The organism is Glaciihabitans sp. GrIS 2.15 (assembly GCF_035984695.1).
Taxonomy (GTDB): domain Bacteria; phylum Actinomycetota; class Actinomycetes; order Actinomycetales; family Microbacteriaceae; genus Lacisediminihabitans.
The window spans coordinates 1-21,452 of record NZ_JAXCHU010000020.1; the positions used below are offsets into that span (position 1 = coordinate 1).

20 protein-coding genes are annotated in these 21,452 nt (G+C 65.8%); 4 read left to right on the plus strand and 16 right to left on the minus strand.

The window, feature by feature from the left end; translation table 11 throughout:
• Window positions 1-156 precede the first annotated feature (156 nt).
• The 4 genes from RCH11_RS17350 to RCH11_RS17365 all read right to left on the minus strand — a co-directional run bounded on the left by RCH11_RS17350 (window position 157) and on the right by RCH11_RS17365 (window position 3,759).
• Window positions 157-807, minus strand: coding sequence for a response regulator transcription factor (locus tag RCH11_RS17350; RefSeq protein ID WP_327058276.1), 651 nt, complete (start codon window positions 805-807; stop codon window positions 157-159).
• Window positions 804-1,961: a sensor histidine kinase gene (locus RCH11_RS17355; RefSeq protein ID WP_327058277.1), complete on the minus strand. Its 1,158-nt coding sequence runs from the start codon at window positions 1,959-1,961 to the stop codon at window positions 804-806. Before RCH11_RS17355 ends, RCH11_RS17350 begins: the two co-directional genes overlap by 4 nt.
• Before the next feature lie 65 nt (window positions 1,962-2,026).
• Complete coding sequence (locus tag RCH11_RS17360) at window positions 2,027-2,878, minus strand: ABC transporter permease (RefSeq protein WP_327058278.1); 852 nt, start codon at window positions 2,876-2,878, stop codon at window positions 2,027-2,029.
• Window positions 2,875-3,759 carry an ABC transporter ATP-binding protein gene (locus RCH11_RS17365; RefSeq protein WP_327058279.1) on the minus strand — a complete coding sequence of 295 codons (885 nt, stop codon included), beginning with the start codon at window positions 3,757-3,759 and terminating at the stop codon, window positions 2,875-2,877. Before RCH11_RS17365 ends, RCH11_RS17360 begins: the two co-directional genes overlap by 4 nt.
• A 518-nt stretch (window positions 3,760-4,277) precedes the next feature.
• On the opposite strand from RCH11_RS17365, the gene RCH11_RS17370 reads away from it, so the two are divergent.
• Both RCH11_RS17370 and RCH11_RS17375 read left to right on the plus strand, forming a co-directional pair.
• Window positions 4,278-5,348: a methylenetetrahydrofolate reductase C-terminal domain-containing protein gene (locus RCH11_RS17370; RefSeq protein ID WP_327058280.1), complete on the plus strand. Its 1,071-nt coding sequence runs from the start codon at window positions 4,278-4,280 to the stop codon at window positions 5,346-5,348.
• Window positions 5,345-5,950 carry a class I SAM-dependent methyltransferase gene (locus RCH11_RS17375; protein ID WP_327058281.1) on the plus strand — a complete coding sequence of 202 codons (606 nt, stop codon included), beginning with the start codon at window positions 5,345-5,347 and terminating at the stop codon, window positions 5,948-5,950. The genes RCH11_RS17370 and RCH11_RS17375 overlap by 4 nt, the downstream gene beginning before the upstream one ends.
• Here the strand turns inward: RCH11_RS17375 and RCH11_RS17380 are convergent.
• The 9 genes from RCH11_RS17380 to RCH11_RS17420 all read right to left on the minus strand — a co-directional run bounded on the left by RCH11_RS17380 (window position 5,940) and on the right by RCH11_RS17420 (window position 13,908).
• On the minus strand, window positions 5,940-6,551 hold the full coding sequence (locus tag RCH11_RS17380; RefSeq protein ID WP_327058282.1) for a dihydrofolate reductase family protein: 612 nt from the start codon (window positions 6,549-6,551) through the stop codon (window positions 5,940-5,942). The genes RCH11_RS17375 and RCH11_RS17380 overlap by 11 nt on opposite strands.
• A 44-nt stretch (window positions 6,552-6,595) precedes the next feature.
• Window positions 6,596-6,988, minus strand: coding sequence for a PPOX class F420-dependent oxidoreductase (locus tag RCH11_RS17385; RefSeq protein WP_327058283.1), 393 nt, complete (start codon window positions 6,986-6,988; stop codon window positions 6,596-6,598).
• Window positions 6,989-7,017: 29 nt separating this feature from the next.
• Window positions 7,018-7,605 (minus strand): pyridoxine/pyridoxamine 5'-phosphate oxidase, encoded by a 588-nt coding sequence (locus RCH11_RS17390; protein WP_327058284.1) that lies wholly within the window; start codon window positions 7,603-7,605, stop codon window positions 7,018-7,020.
• Window positions 7,602-8,384 (minus strand): creatininase family protein, encoded by a 783-nt coding sequence (locus RCH11_RS17395; RefSeq protein WP_327058285.1) that lies wholly within the window; start codon window positions 8,382-8,384, stop codon window positions 7,602-7,604. Before RCH11_RS17395 ends, RCH11_RS17390 begins: the two co-directional genes overlap by 4 nt.
• A complete protein-coding gene (locus RCH11_RS17400; RefSeq protein ID WP_327058286.1) occupies window positions 8,381-9,703 on the minus strand; it encodes an FAD-binding oxidoreductase in 1,323 nt (440 codons plus the stop codon). Before RCH11_RS17400 ends, RCH11_RS17395 begins: the two co-directional genes overlap by 4 nt.
• A 7-nt stretch (window positions 9,704-9,710) precedes the next feature.
• Window positions 9,711-10,886, minus strand: a complete 1,176-nt coding sequence (locus RCH11_RS17405; RefSeq protein ID WP_327058287.1) for an ABC transporter substrate-binding protein — start codon at window positions 10,884-10,886, stop codon at window positions 9,711-9,713.
• Between the two features lie 102 nt (window positions 10,887-10,988).
• Window positions 10,989-11,858: an ABC transporter permease gene (locus RCH11_RS17410; RefSeq protein ID WP_327058288.1), complete on the minus strand. Its 870-nt coding sequence runs from the start codon at window positions 11,856-11,858 to the stop codon at window positions 10,989-10,991.
• Window positions 11,858-12,592 (minus strand): ABC transporter ATP-binding protein, encoded by a 735-nt coding sequence (locus RCH11_RS17415; protein WP_327058289.1) that lies wholly within the window; start codon window positions 12,590-12,592, stop codon window positions 11,858-11,860. The genes RCH11_RS17410 and RCH11_RS17415 overlap by 1 nt, the downstream gene beginning before the upstream one ends.
• 53 nt (window positions 12,593-12,645) lie before the next feature.
• Window positions 12,646-13,908 carry an amidohydrolase family protein gene (locus tag RCH11_RS17420; protein WP_327058290.1) on the minus strand — a complete coding sequence of 421 codons (1,263 nt, stop codon included), beginning with the start codon at window positions 13,906-13,908 and terminating at the stop codon, window positions 12,646-12,648.
• Between the two features lie 437 nt (window positions 13,909-14,345).
• On the opposite strand from RCH11_RS17420, the gene RCH11_RS17425 reads away from it, so the two are divergent.
• Window positions 14,346-15,308, plus strand: coding sequence for a PDR/VanB family oxidoreductase (locus RCH11_RS17425; RefSeq protein WP_327058291.1), 963 nt, complete (start codon window positions 14,346-14,348; stop codon window positions 15,306-15,308).
• A 4-nt stretch (window positions 15,309-15,312) separates the two neighbouring features.
• Here the strand turns inward: RCH11_RS17425 and RCH11_RS17430 are convergent, their stop codons facing one another.
• Window positions 15,313-16,629, minus strand: coding sequence for an amidohydrolase family protein (locus RCH11_RS17430; RefSeq protein ID WP_327058292.1), 1,317 nt, complete (start codon window positions 16,627-16,629; stop codon window positions 15,313-15,315).
• A gap of 152 nt (window positions 16,630-16,781) precedes the next feature.
• Here RCH11_RS17430 and RCH11_RS17435 point away from each other — a divergent pair, with 152 nt between their 5' ends.
• On the plus strand, window positions 16,782-17,681 hold the full coding sequence (locus RCH11_RS17435) for an XdhC family protein (RefSeq protein ID WP_327058293.1): 900 nt from the start codon (window positions 16,782-16,784) through the stop codon (window positions 17,679-17,681).
• Between the two features lie 122 nt (window positions 17,682-17,803).
• Here the strand turns inward: RCH11_RS17435 and RCH11_RS17440 are convergent, their stop codons facing one another.
• Window positions 17,804-20,557, minus strand: coding sequence for a molybdopterin-dependent oxidoreductase (locus RCH11_RS17440; RefSeq protein ID WP_327058294.1), 2,754 nt, complete (start codon window positions 20,555-20,557; stop codon window positions 17,804-17,806).
• Window positions 20,554-21,396 carry an FAD binding domain-containing protein gene (locus tag RCH11_RS17445; protein ID WP_327058295.1) on the minus strand — a complete coding sequence of 281 codons (843 nt, stop codon included), beginning with the start codon at window positions 21,394-21,396 and terminating at the stop codon, window positions 20,554-20,556. The genes RCH11_RS17440 and RCH11_RS17445 overlap by 4 nt, the downstream gene beginning before the upstream one ends.
• Window positions 21,397-21,452 lie beyond the last annotated feature (56 nt).

Here is a 21,452-nt window from a genome sequence, read left to right on the forward strand (position 1 = left end):
GATCCCTAAGTAAGTTCTATTTTTCCTGATCCGGAAGGCGTTCTCTGTTTAAACCGCCGAACACTACCAATCAACATCGGTGGATTCAGGCTTAGGCTCATACGGCCGTGCAGGGATTGTTGCGTTGAAGCCGATTAGCCCGGTACGCGAGCTGGGTCACCTCGGTAGAAGTCCGAGTTCCATCGCGAGCGTCACCGCGCGGGTACGATCGGTGACTCCGAGCTTGCTGAATACGTGCACTAGATGGGTTTTCACGGTCGCCTCGCTGAGGAACAGTGCCTTCGCAATCGATCCGTTGCTGTTGCCTCGCGACACAAGAGATAGCACCTGCCTCTCCCGATCGGTGAGTACTACTGATGGTGGCTGGGCGATCCGCTTGACTAGGATCGCGGCTATCGCGGGCGCGAGGGCGACCTCGCCTCTGGCGACCGATCGGATGCCCGCGAGGATCTCATCGGCCGGTGCCGCCTTGAGAAGATAACCGCTCGCACCGGCTTCGATCGCCCGGAGGATGCTTTCGTCCGTCTCGTAGGTGGTTAGCACGAGCACGCGTACACTCGGCGCCGCAGCGCGGATGCGCGCCGTGGCCTCATCGCCATTCAGCACGGGCATCCGAAGGTCCATGAGAACGAGATCTGGCCTGAGGTCGAGCGCGAGTTCGACCGCCTGCCCACCATCGGCCGCCACACCGATGACGACAACATCGTTTGCAGTCTCGAGGAGCGCAACAATCCCGCTCCGGACTATTGGGTGGTCGTCCGCGACGATGACGCGGATGAGGGGGCCGGTCGGGCTCGGCCCTGTCACGCGCGCACCTGCACCGGAAGCGTCACGATCAGGGTCGTGCCCTTGCCGGGGTCACTCTGCACAGACAGTGTGCCGTCGACGAGCGCGAGCCGGTCACGCATGCCGCTGATACCGAAGCCTTTCTCCGGCGGCGGGCCCGCGAACCCTCCGCCGTCGTCACGGATGGTCAGGCGCACTCCGCCGTCCACTGTCGCAAGCGCCAACTGAGCGTTCAGCGCGCCGGCGTGCTTCCGCACATTCGCCAGCGCCTCCTGTGCGCAGCGGAGCAGGACGACCTCCCCTTCTCGCTCGAGTCTCGTTGGATGATCTGCGTGCACGGTCACCGCCACCCCTGCCTCGCGGGTGAAGCGCACGGCCAGACGCTCAAGAGCGGCAGCGATGCCACCACCGAGTTCTACTGGCGCGCCAGCCATCACAAGCGAGCGTGTCTCGACGAGCGTCTCGCGGGTTGTGTCCTCGAGCACGGTCAGCTGCCGGCTGAGTGCGTCGAGGTCTCCCGTGACAAGTTCTCGTTGCGCACGCTGGGTGAGCAGCACGAGCCCGGTGAGCGACTGCGCGATGGTGTCATGGATGTCGCGGGCCAGTCGTTCGCGTTCGCTTGTGACTCCGGACTCGCGGTGAAGAGCGGCGAGCTGTTCCTGCGCCGCGGCGAGATTGTCAAAGAGCAACTTGCGCTCGGCGCTCAGGTCGGCGATGCGACTCATCCACACACCGAGGGCAATGCTTCCCGCGACCGAGATACCCTCGATGATCACGGTCTGAGCAACATTGTCGCGGCCCGTACCGAGAGAAACGAGAAAACCGATGCTCACGGCGAGCCCAAGCGCGATGTTCGAAAGCACGGCGTCGCGCACCCGCTTCACGGTTCGCCAGAGAAGTGGAAACACGATCGCCTGCACGAACGCGAGGCGCGGCTGAAACGCGATCGCTGCGCCGGAGAAGACGATCATGAGCGCGACGAATGGCAGTATGGCTCGGGACCGTTGCTCGAGGGCGAGCGTGCCAAGTGTTGCGTAGACCACCACTAGCGCTAGCACGCAGCAGATGGCCGGCCAGAATGATCCGGGGTGATGCGCACCGGTCGCGCACGCGATACCTACAAGCAGCAGCATGGTCGCGCCGAACAGCACGTGCCACCAGCGGTTGCCTGTCATGGGCTCATCTTCCCAGATTTCATGCGGAGGTCAGTCGAACCCTCGCCGGCGGTGCGATAGGCGGGTCACGCGTTTTTACGGATCCAGCGGAACGCGAAGCGCGCGGCAACCACTCCGATGACCAGCCAGAGCAGCATCACGACCAGCACGCCGCCGAGGTCCCAGCTGCCATTCTGCTCGATCGACTGGAAGCTCTCGGGCAGAAACACGGAGCGCATCGCCTGCGCGAGCCACTTGAGAGGGAAGATCGCAGCGATGTTCTGCAGCCACACGGGAAGTCCGGTGAATGAGAGGTAGACGCCGGAAATAAACTGCAACACGAGGGTGATCGGGATGATCACGCTCGTCGCGCTCTTGCCGCTTCGTGGGAGTCCGCTCAACGCGATGCCGAGGATGGCGCAGGTGGTGACGCCGAGTACGAACACCCAGGTGAACGTGACCCATCGGGCAGGATCTGTCGGGAGCGTCACTTGAAAGACGAAGTGTGCGACAAGAATCAGCACGAGTGCCTGCAACAGCCCGGTCAGAAAAACCTGCCCGATCTTGCCGATGAAGTAGCTGAGCACTGGTAGCGGCGATCCGCCGAGGCGCTTGAGTGTTCCGTCGCTTTTCTCTGTCGCGATGTCGATGGACATGTTCTGCAGACCGCTGAGCAGGATCCCGGCAGAGAGCATCGCCGGGAGGTAGAACGTGGCAGAGCTCACCCCGCCCGTGCCGTCGGTATTCTGCCCAAAGGTCGTCTTACTGAAGGCGACTGAGAATATCGTGAGCATCAGCAAGGGAAAGAGGAAGGTAAAGAAAACCGTGTCTCCTTGCCGAAAGTAGCTGCGCACCTCGTAGCGAACGCGACTCAAGCCGAGAGCGACGGTGTTCGGTGCGGTGCGCCGAGGTGTGGCGCTCGGGGCGATGGCGCTCATACGAGTTCCCTCTCGAGTGGTGTCATGTTCATCTGGTGAGTACCGACGAGGCCGAGGTAGATATCCTCAAGGCTTGGGCGAATGATCTGGAGTCCGGCGAGTTCCGTGCCCGTTTCAGCGTGGAGGCGCGCGACGAGCGCGGTGGGCTGCGTCGTCCGCTCCTCATGCGTTCCGTTCTGGTCGTGCCAGCGCACGACGGGGATGCGGGCATCCTTTCCTCCAATCTCATCGACCCGACCGATGTCGATGAGTCGGCCGGCGGCGATGATGCCGGCGCGATCGCTCAATCGCGCGGCCTCTTCGAGGTTGTGGGTGGTGAGCAGGATCGTGGTGCCCTCCCGCTTCAGTTCGCATACCAGCTCCCAGAACTCGAGCCGTGCTTCCGGGTCGAAGCCGGTGGTCGGCTCGTCGAGAAACAGCAGCTCTGGACGACCGATGACGCCGAGCCCGACATCCACTCGACGACGTTGACCGCCGGAGAGGCTGCGGATTCTCGTCGTGGCCTTGTCCGTGAGCCCGACGGCGTCAATCACCTCATCGACGTCACGCGGGTTTGGATAAAAGCCGGCGAAGTGCGCGAGTTGCTCGCGCACGGTGGCTGAACCGCTCTCGCCGGAGCCTTGCAGCACGATACCGATGCGCTCCCGCCAGGCCCGTTTGCCGTGCTGAGGATCGACGCCGAGCACGGTAACGTCGCCGCCGGAGCGGTCGCGATAGCCCTCGAGGATCTCGATGGTGCTGCTCTTACCGGCTCCGTTCGGACCGAGCAGCGCGAACGTCTCGCCCTGCTGGATGTCGAAGCTCACGCTTTCAATGGCGCTGAACGTCCCGTAGCGTTTCCTGAGGTCACGAACGCTGACGTGTGGCTGGGTCTGTGTCATGACACCAGCGTGCTTCGAATCCGCGAGATCCGCGACGCCGAACCGGTTAGACCACCGTCAACCGATCGGTGGATGTCGCCGGTTCCACCCTGCAGCGCGAATCCCGAGCCAGAAAATTTTGCGCTTCACAGGTCAAAACCGCCAGCTTCCGGGGGAGTGTGGGCAAGGGGTCAGTCTTGCGGACATCCTTCCAAGCCACCGTCCCAGGCAAGCCAGATCAAACGTCACCTGACCGTGCAGCAGACCCGCTGGGTGTGTACCGCCGGAATCAGGGACCGGCGAGCAGGAAGGCAAGATTTAGACCTTGAGTGGTTTACCGTCGGCTCCTTGCACGTGTGAGCTATCTGAGACCGGGTCATCAACGCTTGAGCCCGCGGATAGATGCGACGTGCGGCTTCGTGACGTTCAAGGCGCTGTTGTATAGGTAACCCCCTACTCGGACCGTGCGGTCATCCGCCGCTTCCCTGATAAGCCAGAAGCTTTCATCATTCCGAAGGATGCACCGGAATAATGAGGTGATGACGATCGCGTTGCTGGCGGAGTGCCCCAAGCACATGGAGTACGGCCCCTGCGGCGGGGTCGAGCTCGATGGCAGCTGCGAGGTGTCTCCGGCACGGTGTGTATTCCTTGATTTGCCGACGGTGCGCTGGCACGGCATCGAGCGGTCGGTAGAGCCGCGCGCGGTGGATCCGGTGCCCGAGCCCGTTGCATCCGCCGGAGCGATGCGGATGCGCGCACTCCTGGCCATCCGGCCGGTCCTCGTTGCCGACTTCCCGGCCCGTGCTCTCGACGCCGCCTCGATCGCCGAGTGCGCCGGCATCCTCTCCGGTCGCGTGGATGCCGTGCTCGCCGGAGACGCGGGGGCAGCCCGCCTGCAGTTTCCACCGAGCTATCGCGCGCACCTGATCCAGTCCGCGGGCCTTGCTGCCTGGGCCGGAGTGAACTGCCGCGACCGCAACCGGGTCGCGCTAGAGGGCGAACTTGCCGGCCTCGCTCACGTGGGGGTTGCCGGCGTGCATTGCGTCACCGGTGACCACACTGACACCGGCGGCAGACCGGATGCCGCGCCCGTCTTCGACCTCGACTCCACCGAGACGGCTGCGCTGGCCCACTCCGCCGGCCACCTCGTGTCGGTCGGAGAATCTCCGGCCACGCCCCCGGTCGAGCGCAGACCGGCCCGACTTCTCGAGAAGATGCGTGCCGGCGCGGAAGTCTGTTTCGTCAATCACGCCGGTGGCGCGGGGCCCGTCGCCGATTTCATCGATGCCGCCCAACAGCTCGATGCCGCCCAACAGCTCGGTGCCGCGATGATGTTCATCGCGTGCGTGCCAATCGTGATCGATCACGAGAGTGCGGCGCTGCTGCGTACCTTCACGGCACTGGTGCTTCCCGAGGGCTACCTCGACCGCATCCTCGCCGCGCGCGATCCTTTCACCGAAGGTATTTCCGCCGCGGTCGAACTCGGGCGCGAGATGCTGCAGATCCACGGCGTTCGCGGCATCAACCTGTCCGGCGGCGCCGCTCCGGGCCGGGAGGCCTGGTTTTCCGAAGCACTCGCCCGCATCTCCGACGAATTGGGTACCTCATGAGCAATGCCTTCTGGGATGACCGTTACGCGAAAGCCGCCGCAGAGGGAATGGCGGTCTGGTCGAGCGAACCGAACGCCTGGATCGCGCAGGTCACGGGCACGCTGCCGCCCGGTACCGCTATCGACCTAGCGGCGGGCGAGGGGCGCAACGCGGTCTGGCTCGCCTCCCGCGGCTGGAGGGTCACCGCCGTCGACTTCTCCGCGACAGGGCTTTCGATCGGTCGGACCCGCGCTGCAGGGGCGGGCCTCGAGCTCGGCTGGGTGACGGCGGATGCCACCAGCTGGGTCTCCCCTACGCCCGTCGATCTCGTGGTCATCGCCTACCTCCAACTGCCCGCAGCAGAGCTCAGCTCAGCGATCTCGAACGCGATCGCGTCCCTCGCAGCAGGCGGCACCCTCGCTCTGATCGGCCACGACAGCGAGAACCTCGAGCACGGTGTCGGTGGGCCGAAGGACGCGGCCATGCTTCACGACCTCGAGGTGGTGCGTTCGGCCGCGGCCGGTCTCGATATCGTCGAATGCCGTCGCTACGACCGCACCACGGCAGACGGCGGGGTAGCGATCGACACGATCCTGCTGGCGACGAAGCCGGTCAGGGAATGACGCGGTAGGCCAGATGGGTCACGAGCGCGGTCGCGCGTGCCTCCAGAGGCTCGAGATTCAGTGCGTTGAGGCCGTCGAATAGTCGCTCGCCGGTTCCCAGCAGTACCGGAGCGAGATGTAAACGCAGAGCGTCGACCAGTCCGGCCTGAAGGTATTGGCGCGCGGTGCTGGCACCGCCGGCGATGCTCACGGTGCCATCCGGGCTGGAGGCGATTGCGTGGGCGAGGGCTGAAGTGATGCCTTCCGTCACGAAAGTGAAGGTCGTGCCTCCCCTCATGACCAACGGCGCGCGCGGATGATTCGTGAGTACGAACACGGGCGCATGGTACGGGGGATCGGGTCCCCACCATCCGTTCCACTCGATCTTGCCGTCGTCGCCGAGCGCCCACTCGTCTCGGATTGGCCCGAACATATTACGGCCCATGATGTAGGCGCCGGACGAGGTGATCGCCTCGAGCTCTGAAGCGTTTTTGGCGGCGGCTTCGAACATCCAGCGATGAAGCCGGTCTCCGTTCTCGCCGATCGGATTCTCGACGCTCTGGTTGGGCCCCGCGACGAATCCGTCGAGCGAGATCGTGATGTCGATGGTGACTCTGCTCATGGATACCTCTTGGCGACCAGTTTGGCCTGAGGGAGCCCGACTCGCTATCGTTCGATGAAACTTGCGGATCCGAGAATCCGCTCCACCCGCACCGCAATCGCGACCCGCTCCGGATTCACCCGCGGCTGGCGGTAGCGCGCGGCATACCGGGTCACCGCGAGGGCGATGCTCTCCGGGTCGTCACGAACCTCCGCGTGCCCGACGAGGGTGATCCAGCCCGCGCCCTCCACCTGGCAGATCGTGGCATGACCCGAGCGGCGAGCATTGAGCACCTTCTGGGACGACCGCGTCGTAATGACGAAGGCCGTGCCATCGTGCAGCGTGAACCCGACCGGCACCGCGTGGATTGACCCGTTTGCGGAGAGGGTCGAGAGGGTGGCGAGGTGACGCTCGGTCACAAAACTGATGCCGTCTTCGGAGAGGCGGGTAGCAGACATGCCACGATTCTCTCATTCGGACAGAGGTCTCACCCCGGAAGGTAGGCCACCGTCCAGCCGCCCGAGCTGGCACGATATTCGACGCGGCGGCTCGGGGCGTCCGAACCGCTGGCCCAGAAAGTCAGGCGGGTGGGGCGCACGAGGAAGCCGATCCAGGTCTCCGGCTGGACGAAAACCGGCGGGGAGGCCCCGTCGGAGTGCTCTGCGGTGAAGGCCGCCCAGCGGTCGCGGCGCTCATCATCCGGGTATTGCGCAAACTCGAAGGTGTTCTGCCAGGCCAGCTGCTGAAGAAAAGGGGAACGGGCACCGTACGCTGCAGTGATCTCCTCGGCGGGAGCGACTTCGGCGCGGCCCTGCACCACGAGTTGCTTCGTGAATCCGGGCCAGAGGAAGGTGAGCGCCACGGCCGGATTGGCCACCATCGCCGCGGCCTTTCTCGAGAGTGCGTCGGTGTGGAAGTAGAACCCCTGAGAGTCGTACTCGCTGAGCAGCATGGTGCGGGCATCCGGCTCTCCGGTGATGCTCACGGTCGAGAGGGTCATCTGCGGACGTTCCGGGTGGTCGTTGCCGGGCAGCCACTCCTCGACCACCTGCCAGGGGTTGCTCGGCTCGCTCACGGTTCGTGCCGGAATCCGGCGATCTCGGTGAGAGAGGCAACGCCGTTCGCCACCGCGCGGTCGAAGATTGTGCGACCGTGCTCCGCGGTCGCGCCGGTCGCATCCCCGATCACACCCGACGGCCCGAAGTCGTTGGACAACCAGCCGAAGCTCACCGGGCCACCGTTGAACTTGATGTATTCCAGATTCGCCATGTGATCGGGCACCCAGCGGTCGGCCAGGGTCATATCGACCAGGTCGGGGCGAAGGTGAAGGATGAGGGATGTCTCGCCGTGGCCGCCGTGGATGCCGAAGCCGCGCTCATCCGGGCCGTCCACGCCGTCTCCCGCCGTGATGCCGGTGCCCATCAGGAAGGTGCGCAGCCCGAAACGTCGGCGCAGCTCGCGGAGCGCCACCTGCAGCAGTGCGATGTTTCCGCCGTGCCCGTTGTAGAAGACGAGGGTCTTGGCGGGGGTTGCTGCGACTGAGCGCCCGATGTCCACGACCGTCTGCATGAGGGTGTCCCAGGTGAGCCACACCGTGCCGGGGGCCCAGTGGTGCTCGTCGGACTTGGTGTACGCGAGCGGCGGGAGCAGCCAGGCATCCTGCCCGGTGGATGCAGCGGACTCGACCACCGCGCGTGCGAGAAGGTCGGCCATCAGAAAGTCAGTGGAGAGCGGCAGGTGTGGGCCGTGGTGTTCGATCGCGCCGGTCGGCAGCACCAGGATCGAGTCGGCGGTGAGAGCCGCAGCGGCAGCCGGCCCCGACAGGTTGACCAGGTCGCGGGTACCGGCCCTCATGAAACCTTTGCTCCCGTCGAGACGTTCGGCGTAATGAGTTTGCCCGGGTTCAGTAGGCGTTGTGGATCGGTCGTTGCCGCGAGGGCGGCCGTGCGTTCCGGCTCGAAGTCCACGAACCACTGGTGCGGGTTGTGGTAGCCGACACCGAGCTCGGTGAGCTTGTCGAAGCCGGCGAAGACCTCCTCCGCGCTGGAATAGACACCCGCCAGCATGCCGATCGGCCGTCCGTGCTGGGCCTCGATGTGTAACATTCCGCCCGGATAAACGGCGTGTACCTCGTCGATGCGGTCCACGAGTGCGTCGCCGCTCACCTCGACGTGGAAGTAGCGGTCGGGATAGGCCTTCTGCAGAAACTCGATCGGGTGGTTGTACGACATCATGCTGATCTTCATGGTGGCCTGGGCACCCTCGCGCACGTCTTCGACCCGGCCGCCAGCCGCCTCCACCAGGGCCGTCGCCGCGGCTACGGTCGAGAGATCGAGGATCGCTCGAAGGCTCGCCCGGTCAGCGGGGATGCCTGGATCGGGCGGCAGCGCGGCAGCCAACAACGCGAGGTCGGCCGAGACCAGCCGCGGAATCGGCTCAAGCCGGCCGATCTCGCGTATTACCGACAGGGCCTGTTCGAAGCTGTCGAAGCTCGCGAAAAACCCGCGCCAGTCTTGCAAGGGCTCGGTGACCACCGTCGCCCGGGCGATGATGCCAGCGGTGCCGTAGTTGTGCACGTAGGGCTGGGCAGCCTCACCGGCGACGTGTACGAGCGAGGCATTCGCCACGGCGTGAACCACGTCGAGTGCAGCAACGAATCCTTCGCTGTTTGAGCCGTGCTTGATCGATCCGGTGCCGCCGGAACCTCCGGAGAGGAAACCGCCGAGCGAGGAGTTGGCGGTCGACGGGTACATCAAAATCTGCTGGCCGGCGGCGTTCGCCGCCTGCTCTAGCGCGGACATCGACGCACCGGCTTCCGCGGTGATGAATCCGTCTCCGACCTCGACGATGGCGCGGGCCCGAGACATGTCGAGCACCAGGCCTCCCGCCATCGGGATGGCCTGCCCGTAGTTTCCGGTGCCCTTGCCACGCGGAGTGATCGGGATGCCGTGGCGCACGGCCGCCGCGACGGTGGCAGCGATCAGCTCCGCACTCGTCGGGTACGCCACCAGCTCGGCAAGACCGAGGGGCAATTGCTCCTTGATCACGGGGGAGAGATGGGCGCCGTCCGTTGAGGCCCTCTGGCGGGCGGCGAGTTCGACGCTCACGCCGCGGTCGCCGAGGAGTTCGCGCAACTCGGCCTCGAGTGCCGCAATGGGGGAGTCGTTGATCATGGGTTGATCAGAATCCGATCGAAGTATCGAGGAATTCGTTGGTGAAGAGGTCGGTCGCCTTCAGCCCGCTCTTCGGTGCGGAACCGGTCGCGGTGAACAGCGGGGTGTCGATGTCGACGACCTTCTGCACCCGCGCTTCCTCCATGTCGCCGACGTAGGCATTGGATCCGTTCGAGGCGATCTTGAGCTTCTTCATCTGGCTGACACCAAAGTCCGCAACCTTCGCGGAATAGACCCAGCCGTTGTTGTAGGCGGTCACGAGGTCGACGACCAGCTTGTTGGTCGTCGCCGGCTTTGTGATGTAGTCAACGTCGGCCTGCTGGAGCACCGGCACGAGCTTCTTGAGGCACGGGCTGAGCTTGGCGAGTTCGGCAGAGCGCACCGAGATCGCTTCCGGGTAGATCGGGTAGCCGGTGTCGTGGATCAGCTGGAAGCTTAGCGGTTTGCCCCACGCCGAAATCTCATTCTGGTAAATGTATGGCTCGGCGGTGGCGAATCCCTGCTGGCCATCCTTGCCCTTCGCGGTGACGAACTTGGCCGGTGCGCCATCGTAGGAACCGTCAGTCTGGGCAGTGGGAAGAATGCCAGAGCCCTGGAGATAGGCCATGTATGCCGCACTCTGGAAGTACCGCACCACGCCGCTATCCGCCTTCAGCGCCGCTCCCAGCTGCTTGATCGTTGTGACCTTCGGGTAGGTAGCCGGGTCCCACATGATCATCTGTGGAGAGATGTCGTTCTCGGCAAACACCGCGGTGGTCGGCAGGGTAGCAGAGACCTGCACCGCCTCGTCGGTGGAGACGTACCCGAGCGTGATTGTCTTGTCTTTGTAGAGTTGCGAGCTCACGGAGGAGAATCCTATTGCCGGTCCGCCCGAGCGGATTTCCACCTTGACGCCGGTCGACTTGCCGCGGGCAAACAGGTCACCGCTCACGGACTTATTGTCGGCGTTGATCACCGGGTTCGGCCCGAGCAGTTGATAGAGATGACCGTGATCGGCTTCGGGGTTCCAATCGGTTTGGATGGTGACCGTGGCCGGGCAGACACCCGAAAGGTCCACGGAGCCGGCAGCGGCGGTCGGTGCTGCGCTGCTGGTCGGCGCCGCGCTGGCACACCCAGCCAGGGCGATTGTTGCCGTGAACACCATGCCGATGGCAATGGTGGAGCGGAGGGCTGTTCTATTCATTGGGGGTCCTCTGAGTGGTGGGGTGCTGTGTGCGATGGGATGCTGCGTGCGATGGGATGCTGCGTGCTGTGATGGGGCGTGCGGGAAAACCGGTGCGGCGGATCAGCCGAAGTCGTACCATTTGCCGACGACCATCCGGGCGAGCCAGCCAAAAAAGAGAAAGACAGTGATGCCGAGGAGCGAGGCGATAATGATCGCCGCAAAGGTGCCCGGTCCGTTGAGCCGCGCGTTGGCCACCTGGATAAGAACGCCGAGCCCCGGAGTGCCGCGCTGGAAGAACAGGTCTCCGACAATCGCACCGACCACGGAAAGCCCGGCGGCATTACGTAGCCCGAGAAAGATCGACGGCATCGCGGCGGGAAAGCGCAATTTCGCCAGCGTGGTGACGCGCCCGGCGCCCTGAAGCTCGAAGAGCTCGCGCTGCGACCGATCGACGGACTGAAGCCCGAAGAGGGTGCTGGAGACCATGGGGAAGATGGCGATGATGGTGGCCACGATGACGCGGGACAGGAATTCGTAGCCGAAGAGCGAGCCGATCAGCGGAACCAGCGCAAGAATCGGGATGCACTGCAGGATCACCGCGTAGGGATAGAGAGATCGTTCGATCCACTTCGCCAGCGACATCAGCGTGGCCCACCCCACGCCGATGATGATGGCGAAGACGAGCCCGGTGAGCGCGACCTGGGTGGTGTTGAGCAGGTCGGCGTAGAGGAGTGGCGTGAAGTTCGGGTCGCCGTAGAACTCGGTGAGAACGAGGTGTGGGTACGGGATCAGGTAGGGCAACTGCACGGTCTTGTCGTAGTACAGGGCCGTGAGATACCAGAGGCCAACGAGAATCGCGAAGACCACCAGCGGCGGCCACCACTGCGACGATGGGCGCGAGTAGAAGCGGGTCACCCGCCCCTGGCGCCGAGGAGATGCGGCGCGGTCAGCGGCAACGTCGTCGGATTTGATCAGGCGAGCCGTGCTCATCAGCTGTGCCCCTCTCGCAGCGCATGGGAGACTTCGCCGACCAGCTCCGCAAACTCCGCGGTGAAGCGGATGTCCGGATCCCGCGGCATCGGGAACGGCACGTCGAAGGTACCGACGATCGAGCCGGGGCGGCCGGACATCACCACGACCCTGGTCGACAGGTAAACGGCCTCGGACACCGAGTGGGTGATGAACAGCCCGGCGAACTGCTTCTCGACGAAGAGTCGAAGAAGCTCGTCGTTGAGTCGCTCGCGCGTGATCTCGTCGAGTGCTCCGAACGGCTCATCGAAAAGAAACAGCTCTGGCTCGAGGGTAAGCGAGCGCGCGAGCGAGGTGCGCATCTTCATCCCGCCGGAGAGCTCCTTTGGCAGGTTCTTCTCGAAGCCACCGAGGCCGACCAGGTCGATGGCCTCCCGCGCCTTGACTTGGCGTTCCTTCGGCTTCATACCGGTGAGTTCGGCGAGTAGCTCCACGTTGTCCTGCACCGTGCGCCACGGCAGGAGCGTCGCATCCTGGAACACATAGCCGATACGTTTCGTGTCGACCTCTGCGGTGCCCTCCGAGGCGGTTTCGAGCCCGGAGGCAATACGCAGCAGGGTGGACTTGCCGCAGCCGGACGGCCCGACCACGGTGACGAACTCACCCCGATTGACGGAGAGATCGATGCCGCTGAGCGCGATGGTTCCGTTAGGGAACTGCATTGCGACACTGCGGAAGTCGAGCAACGTGCTCATGGATGCAGCGGAGCGCGACGGTTTCGTAGGAGAAATGGCAGACATGCTCAGCATCACCTCGTTTCGGCTAGGGAGGGGGTGGAGGGATTGAGCGAGGAGAGCGGTGCCGCGACGTCATAGGTCACGGTACTCTGCGCCACGAGGCGGCCAGCGTGGATGACGAAGCGATCGGCGGAGGCGTTGGCGATGACGTCCGAAAGGGTGCTGCCGCGCACGGCAAGGAGTTCGGCGACCGCCCCGACCTGCACGCCAGCGATGGGTAGCGACATCACCGAACGGGCTCCGGAGCTCACAGCGGCATAGGCCTCGTCGAGAGTGAGGTGCCCCGCCGAAACAAGCAGCGACGCGGTCTCGAGCGCATCGCTGCGCCCGACCGGATTGAAGGGATCACGCACGTTGTCGGCGCCGGCGCCGACGCGCACTCCGGCATCCAGCAGCGCGCGCAGCGCCGTGAGCCCACGCGGGGTGCTCACCGGATGCTGCCACCCCTGCAGGTAGAGGTTGGTGATGGGGAGCGAGATGATTCCGAGGTCACTCGCGAGCACCTCGGAAATCACGGCGGCGAGCTCGGTCGGTTCGAGAGTGCCGAGACGAACGCAATGACCCGCGGATGCTGGCGCGGTCCAGTCGCGCACGAGTCGGGCGTACTCCCCGAGCGTCGATGCGCCGGTGAGGCTCTCGTCGGTGTGGATGTCGGCTCCGACACCGTGGCGCTCGGCGATGCCGATGAGGCGCCGCAGGTCGGCGATCGGATCTTCGCTGAGGTGGGGTGCGCCGCCCACCAGGTCGACTCCGAGCTCGAGCGCCTCGACTACCTGTTCGCTTGGCACGAATGGGCTGGCGAGAGCGACGAGCTCGATGTCCATCAGTTCACTCAGCTCGTCGCGTACTCGCACCAGGGCGCGAACGCCGCGCATCGGATCGTCGCCCACCAGCAGGTCCACGTGGGTGCGCACCGCGGTCGTGCCCTGCCGCAGCAGCAGCAGCGCGGCGTGGCGCGCCCGGTCCGCGATGCTCTCGACGGTCATCACCGCGGAATAGTCGCGCCAGGACTCAATCGCTAAATCGAGATTACCCATTGGCGGATCGATGAGGTCCCAGGAGAGGGCCTTGTCGAAATGCGCGTGTGGTTCGGCCGGGGCGGTGAGCAGCAGGAAATTCGCCAGGTCGAGGCTGGTGCCGTCGCTTCGTTCACCGAGACGCCCCGCCGGGAACACCCCGCTCACGACCGGGCCGTCGAGGGCGACATCAACCTGTGATCCATCCGGAAGAGTCGCGTTTGTCAGCTGGGACAGTCGGCGGGGCAGGGATGACACGGTGCGGCACCTTCCTCTTTACTGCTGGAGTGGGCCACCATCGCACCGATGAGTTGGTCGCTCACGAAAAATTGATATTGTCAACACGATCGAATCTAGGTGTGGCCCGTTTCCGACATGTAACGGCCTAGTTTCCCTGCATTGCGCCGGGTTCCGTCGGGTGCCTGGACCGCCGCCGTGCTGCAGGGTGGCTAGCCCTCGTAACGTGAGGAGGACCCCGTCAGAGCCGCCGATTGCACGATCGGCCTCCGGGCCATACTTGCCGGCATCCGTGTACGCCGACCGTGCAAAGTTCGACTCCTCACGATAGACCAGCCAGCGGCGAGCGCCGACCCGTATCACCCCTTTCTCAGCGAGCGTGAATTTATGGCGGAGGATGACGTGGCTGGACCGCGCGAGTACCGGCTCGTCGCGGTCACAGAAAACTCGGAGGATCGATGAGTTCGCATGAGACCGAGTTCGACGCGGTGGTCGTCTCGCGCCAACCTGCCGCCGATTCGATCGATGTATTTGAGCTCGCCAGGGTCGACGGTACGACCCTGCCGTCGTGGCAGGCCGGCGCGCACCTCGACCTCGTGCTGCCGTCAGGAGACGAGCGCCAGTATTCACTCCTTCCTCCCGCAACAGCCCGCGTGCCATCTTCGTCGACGGATGCATCGACCTGGCGCATCGCGGTATTGCGCGAGCCGTCCGGCCGGGGTGGATCGCTATGGCTCCACGACTCGCTCACGGCGGGTGGCACGGTCCGGGTGCGAGGTCCGCGCAACCACTTCGAATTCGCACCATTCCCCGGCTCGCCGGTGCTGCTGCTGGCCGCGGGAGTCGGCATCACGCCGATCGTGTCGATGGCGCGGGCGGCCGCGGCCGCCGGCATCCGCTACGCCGTGCATTACTGCGGGCGTTCGCGCTCGGCACTGGCTTTGGTCGACGAGATCGGTGCGGCGACCCTTCACCTCAGCGACGAGGGAACGCGGTTGGATGTCGCGGCGCTTATCGGCTCGCTCGACCCGATGACCACGATTTATGCCTGCGGACCCACGCGATTCATCGAGGCGGTGGAGGCGTCGGCCGGCGGGCATCCGCTGTACATCGAGCGTTTCCAGGCTAAGCCGCTCGCGCCACCCGTGTTTGAGGGAGATTTCGAGGTGGAGCTCGCGATGAGCGGCACGGCGCTGACGGTGCCGCCCCATCGCAGCATCCTCGAGATGGCGGAGGAGGCCGGCGTGTTCGTGCTCTCCAGCTGCCGCGAGGGCACCTGCGGTACCTGTGAGACACCGGTTCTCGAGGGAGAGGTGGACCACCGTGACTCGATCCTCACCCCGCTCGAGCAGCAGCAGAATGCGGTGATGTACATCTGCGTATCGCGGGCGGCCTGCCGGCGGCTGGTGCTGGAGCTGTAGCTTCCTAGCGAGTCGGCACGCCAGGAATCCGGGCACCCAGTCGCGCCACCAGCTCCCGCTCGTCGGCATTCACCAGTTCGTAGTCCCGCACGACCACCCGTCCGGCCACGACCACGTGCTTCGGCCGCCGACCGGGATTCGCCCACAACAGGCCGGCCACCGGATCGGCGACACCCGCATCCGCGACCCCCGAGACATCCCAGAGGCAGAGATCCGCGGCGGAACCGGGCCGAAGAGTGCCAAGTTCCGGCCGTCCGAGGCCGGCAGCCGACCCCGCCGTTGCCATGCCGAGTACCTCGCGCGCCGAGATCGGCGGGCCGACGAGCGGCGCCACCTGCATCGCGAGCCGGGCATCCGCCAGAAGGTGTCCCGCGTCGTTGCTGCCGCCACCGCTGGTGCCGAGACCCACCGCGATGCCGGCGGACCTCAGAACCGCAACCGGGGCGATGCCCCATCCCATTGGCAGGTCGCAGCCCGGAGCGTGCGTCGCCGTGATTCCGGATGCCGCGAGCCGGCGGATCTCGTCCCCGGTCACGTCACAGAGGTGCGCGAGTGTCACTCCCGGCTCGAGCCACCCCCAGTCCTCGAGCAGGTCGATCGGGCGTTTTCCATACTTCTCCAGCGCGATCGCGACATCCACCTGTTCATTGGCTTGCGTACGCCGACGCAGCCCGTACTTCGCAGCGATCCCGGAAAGCAGCTCGAAGGTCTCCCGGCTGTCGCTGTGCACTCCGGCCGGTCCGACGGCGAGCTGGAGCATCCCGTCGGCGGTACGCGGCAGCAGTGCCCGCACGATGGCCTCGGCGGAAACCGCGGCCTCCTGGGGATCATCGCCGGCCGATCCGCGCACGAAGACCAGCCTGCCGCCGAGGGATCGCGCCGCATCCGCGGTCGCGGTGGCGATGGCGACACTATCACTACCGACCGGCCAAGTGAGGTGATGATCGGCGACGGTCGTGACCCCGCAGAGCAGGCCCTCCGCGACGCCGACGGATGCCGCGGCGTGCGCCAAGTCGGCATCCACTCCCGCGCGGGTGTAGGCCGCTGCCATCGTGGGCAGCCAGTCCCTCATCGCGACGCCGCGGGTGCCGGGCAGAGTGCGAAAGGCGGACTGTAACAGGTGGTGGTGAGCGTTGACGAGACCGGGTGTGACGACGCATCCACTCGCATCAAGCGTTTCATCACCGTCACCGGCGACGAGTGCTTCGGTGGATGCTTCGAGGCGGCTGGCCGAAACCACACCGCCCCTCAGCACGAGGTCGCCGTCTCGTTCGGTCGATTCGTCGACGACGATCCGGAAGGCGCGGGTGATTGTCAGCATGGGGATTTTCTCTCGTTCGCGTGTGTCCGGCGCATGACGCCACGGGCCCTCAGCCCTTCCGCCCCGCACGGGATGTGCGGCGCGAACAAACGGGAGGCTGCTGCACAGCCTGCCGTAACCGCCCCGTGATGCGCATATGCGATTCTGAAGTTATGTTCGAGATCGCAGACCGCCTGCTCGCCGCCGTCGCCGCGGGGCGCCGACTGGCCGTGGCCACGGTGGTTTCTATCGACGGCAGCGCTCCGCGCACCGTCGGCACCTCGATGGCCTTCGACGGCACATCCGTGATCGGCAGCATCGCCGGCGGATGCGTCGAGGGCGCTGTGGTCGAGGCCTGCGAACTCGTACTCGCCGATGGCATCCCGCAGACGGTCGAGTACGGCGTCAGTGACGAGTCGGCGTTCTCGGTCGGGCTCACCTGCGGCGGACAGTTGCGCATCCACGTGCAGATCCTCACCGAGGATCTCATCGAAGCGCTTCGGGAACAGCGTGACCTCGACGTGTGCGCGGGCTTCACCGAGCGTGCACCGGTCGGCCGCCACCTGATCGTGTTCGGCGCAATGGAGTTCTCTGCGGCGCTGTCGGCGGCGGCGCAGGTGCTCGGATACCGCGTCACCCTCTGCGACCCACGCTCTCTCTTCGCGACGCCCGAGCGATTTCCGGGGGCCGAAGTCGTCGTGTCGTGGCCTACCGTCTGGTTCGAGACGGCGAAGGTCGACGATCGCACTGTGATCTGCGTGCTCAGCCACGATGCGCGATTCGATGCCGAACTCATCGCCCTTGCGCTGGAGTCGCCGGCCGAATTCGTCGGAGCGATGGGATCCCGCCGCACGCACGACCGCCGGGTCGCCTCACTGCGGGAGCGCGGCGTCGACGAGAAGGCGATCGCGCGACTGCGCTCGCCGATCGGCCTCGACCTCGGCGCGAGCACGGTGGAAGAGACGGCCGTCGCGATCCTTGCTGAGGTCATTGCGGCGCGATCCGCGGCATCCGCGCTGCCGCTCTCCATCACGACCGGTGCCATCCATCCTGCACGCGTGCCGGTGGGCTGACACCACTCGAAAAGGCCGGTTCGCCGACCCGACGCCTTCGCGAACTGCGCCAGGTTGTCGCTCTGCGGCGGCGAGAGCGACACAGTGCCGCAGTTCGCGCGAGTCGCCTGCCTGGGGATCGTTCACGCTGGCGGCACAAGCTCGGGCGCGGCGGGCGCGGCGGGCGCGGCGGAGTCGGCGGGGCCGGCGGGCTCGGTGGAGACCAGGCGCCACAGCCCATCGCGCGACATTGGCAGCTCGTGCGGGCGAACGCCGAGGGCATCCCGGATCGCGTTGGCGAGCGCCGGCGCCACCGGGTTGTAGGGCGCTTCGCTCATCGACTTCGCTCCGAGCGGCCCGAGGGCATCGAAGGTGTCGGCGAATAACACCTGCGTGATCGGGATATCCGCGAACCGGGGCACGTGATAGTTGCGTAATGCGGTGGTGGTGACGCGCCCCGCGCCATCGAGGCGCATCTCCTCGTACAGGGCAGTGCCGATGGCTTGCGCGGTGGCTCCCTCGATCTGTCCGCGCAGCTGCTCAGGGTTGAGCACGGTGCCAGCATCGGCCGCCTGCACGGACTGCAGGATGCGCACCTCACCGGTGGCGGGATTCACCGCCACGCGGAAGCCGTGCACGTTGAACGCCACCGTGCGCGGAGTGCCGTCGTGCCGTCCGGTCGCCGTGAGAGGCCCGGCTTCCAGAAGTTCGGCGGCGGAAAGAACGCGTGCGCCGATTCGGACTCCGCCGTCCTGAAGCACCGCGCCCTCACCGGGCACCAGGGAATATGCCCGCTCGAGCATGAACTCGCCGAGCCCACAGGCTGCGGACAGCAGGGCCTTGCCGGCGACCACGACCCCGGCCGATCCGAAGGCTCCCGTGTCGTACTTCACCACGTCGGTGTCCGACTGGCGGATGCGCACCCGATCCACGGTCGTGCCGAGAGCGGATGCCACCAACTGGGCGTGCACCGTCGTGGTGCCGTTACCGAACTCGACCGTACCCACCCCGATCTCGATGTCGCCGTCGGGGAGCAACCTGACCGTGGCATCCGCATAGTGCCCGCGTGGGGGAAGCGAGGCGATCATGGCGAGTGCCATCCCGGTGCCGGTCTGCCACCCCGGATCGGCTGACGGTGGCGGATCCGCAAGCGCCTTCTGTACCAAATCAAGGCACTGGTCGAGCCCGTACGAGCCGTAGATGAGGTCGGTCTCGGCGTGCGGTTCGACGACCACCATGTCGTCGCCGGGCACGACGACGTTGCGGCGTCGCAGCTCGAATGGGTCCATACCGAGAGTGCGGGCGAGCTCGTCCATCGCCGACTCGATCGCGAAGATCACCTGGCCGAGGCCGTAGCCGCGGAAGGCTCCCGACGGCAGGTTATTCGTATAGACCGATTCGGCATCCACGCGTTTATTGGCGCAGCGGTACACGCTGATCGACTCGTGCACGCTGTGGTACATCACGCCGATGCCGTGGTTGCCGTAGGCCCCGGTGTCGGTCAGCTCGTCGACAGCCATCGCGGTGAGCGTGCCGTCGGAGGTCGCGGCCAGGGTCACTGACACGCGCATTGGATGCCGCGGGGAGGCGATGGTGAACTCATCCTCCCTGGTGAATTGGTACTGCACCGGGCGCCCGGTGCGCAGCACCGCGAGGGTGACCAAGTCTTCGGTGAAGAGCTCCTGCTTGCCGCCGAACCCCCCACCGACCCGGGCGGTGAACACGCGAAGACGCGCGGGGTCGAGGTCGAAAATTCGGCACAGTTCGTCGCGCACGAGGTAGGGCACCTGGGAACTCGTGCGCAGCACCAGTCGGCCATCGGAGTCGAGCCAGCCCCGGGTCGCGTGCGTCTCGAGGGCCGCGTGGTTTACTCGCTGGGTCTGCCAGGTGCCGGTGGCAACGGCATCCGCCGCGGCGATCGCCGCATCCACATCGCCCATCTCGCCGTGCATCTCCGCGAGCACGTTTCGCTCCGGGGCGGCGATGCGCTGCAATTCGCCCTTATCGGCGTGCAGCAGCGGGGCGCCAGCGGACCGCGCAAGTTCCGGGTCGAAGACCCCGGGCAGCACCTCGTACTCCACTTCGATGAGGGCGAGGGCGCGCTCGGCGATCGCTATCGTGTCGGCAACGACCGCGGCGACCCGCTGGCCGATGAACCGCAGCACCGGATCGAGCACGAGGGTGTCATCCGGATCATCGGTGCGCATCTCGTGCCGGCCGGTCGAGAACAGGGTGGATGGGGAGTCCCGGTGAGTAAGAACGGCATGAACTCCCTCGGCAGCGAGTGCTCGAGAGGGATCGATAGCGAGGATGCGCGCATGGGCGTGTGGGCTCTTCAGCACCGCGAGATGCAACAGCCCGGTCGTGCGCACGTCGAGGGTGAACTCCTCCTCGCCGGTCGCGACCCGCATTCCGGCGGGAGCCCGCACCGACTGCCCGGCAGCCTCGCCGGACGCCGGTGTCTGAGTATTGGAGGTGCCGCAAATTGCATCCCGGATCGACCGGTAGCCGGTGCACCGACAGATGTTGCTCTTGAGCAGGCGCGGCAGGTCATCGTGGTCGTCTTCGGTGAAGGTCGATGCGGTCACGATCATTCCGGCTGTGCAGAATCCGCACTGGAAGCCGGCTGCCTCGACAAACGATTGCTGCAGCGGATGCGGATGCTCCGGGCTGCCGAGTCCCGAAACGGTGGTGATCGCCGCCCCCTCGACCCGGTGCGCGGGGTAAATGCACGAGTGGATCGGTTCACCGTTCAGCAACACGGTGCAGGCGCCGCAATCGCCGCTGCCGCAGCCCATCTTCACCTCGAAGTGGTCGAGATCGCGTAACACCGTCTGCAGCACCTGGCCGGCGGCCGGGGTCGCTTCGACGGAGGATCCGTTTACCGAGAATTTCATGCCAGCTCTTCTCTCAGCTGTTCGGCGAAGCGCACACTCATGGCGAGCCTCCAGTCGGAAGAGCCGTGGGCGTCGTCGTACCAGCAATCGATGGCGCGCACCCGCTCCTCAAGCAGCGAAGCGGACGGCGACTCGTCAAACCGCAGCTGCACCGGATGCGTCGTGCCTCCGCTCACGGTGAACACCGTCTGCCCGGTCGGCGCCTGCCGTGCGATCAGGAGGGTGCCCGTGCGACCGAGGGTGTTGAGCGCGATGCGGCGGAACCCCGTGCGCGACTCGAGGCAGGCGCGCGGGATCGCGATCTCGCGCAGCACTTCCCCGGGCTCGAGGGCGGTCTGCATGACCCCGGTAACGAGTTCGGCAACGGGCATCCGCCGCTCGCCGCCCTCCGGCATCCAGATCACTGCCTCGGCATCGAGGCCTGCGGCGAGCGAGATCATCGGGCCGGCGGGCAGCGCGAGGGCGATGTTGCCGCCGACGGTTGCGACATTCCATATTTTGAACGAGGCGAGGAAGGAATTGGCGCACTGCCAGAACAGTGCAACCGGATCGGAAGGGGACTCGCGGCCGCTTCCCGCGAGATTCGGATCGGTTCGCAGCGCCCGGGGAGTGAGGCGGGAGAGCTCGGCAACCGTGCAGGTCGCTGCGATCAGGAGCGCGGAACCCGTGTGCTCCACCGGTTTCCAGCCGAGCTGGGTGATATCGACGAGCCCGATCAGCCCGGTCTCCTTCACCGAATAGAGCCAAGTGCCCCCGGCGAGTACTTTCTCCGCGACTCCGACGCGCAGATCCGCGCGTGTCGCGGGTACCCGCACGTCCTGAACATCGATGAGATCCATTGTGTATTCAGTAAACAGCACGAATGTGAGGGATGGATGACAGTGCTCACACCGTA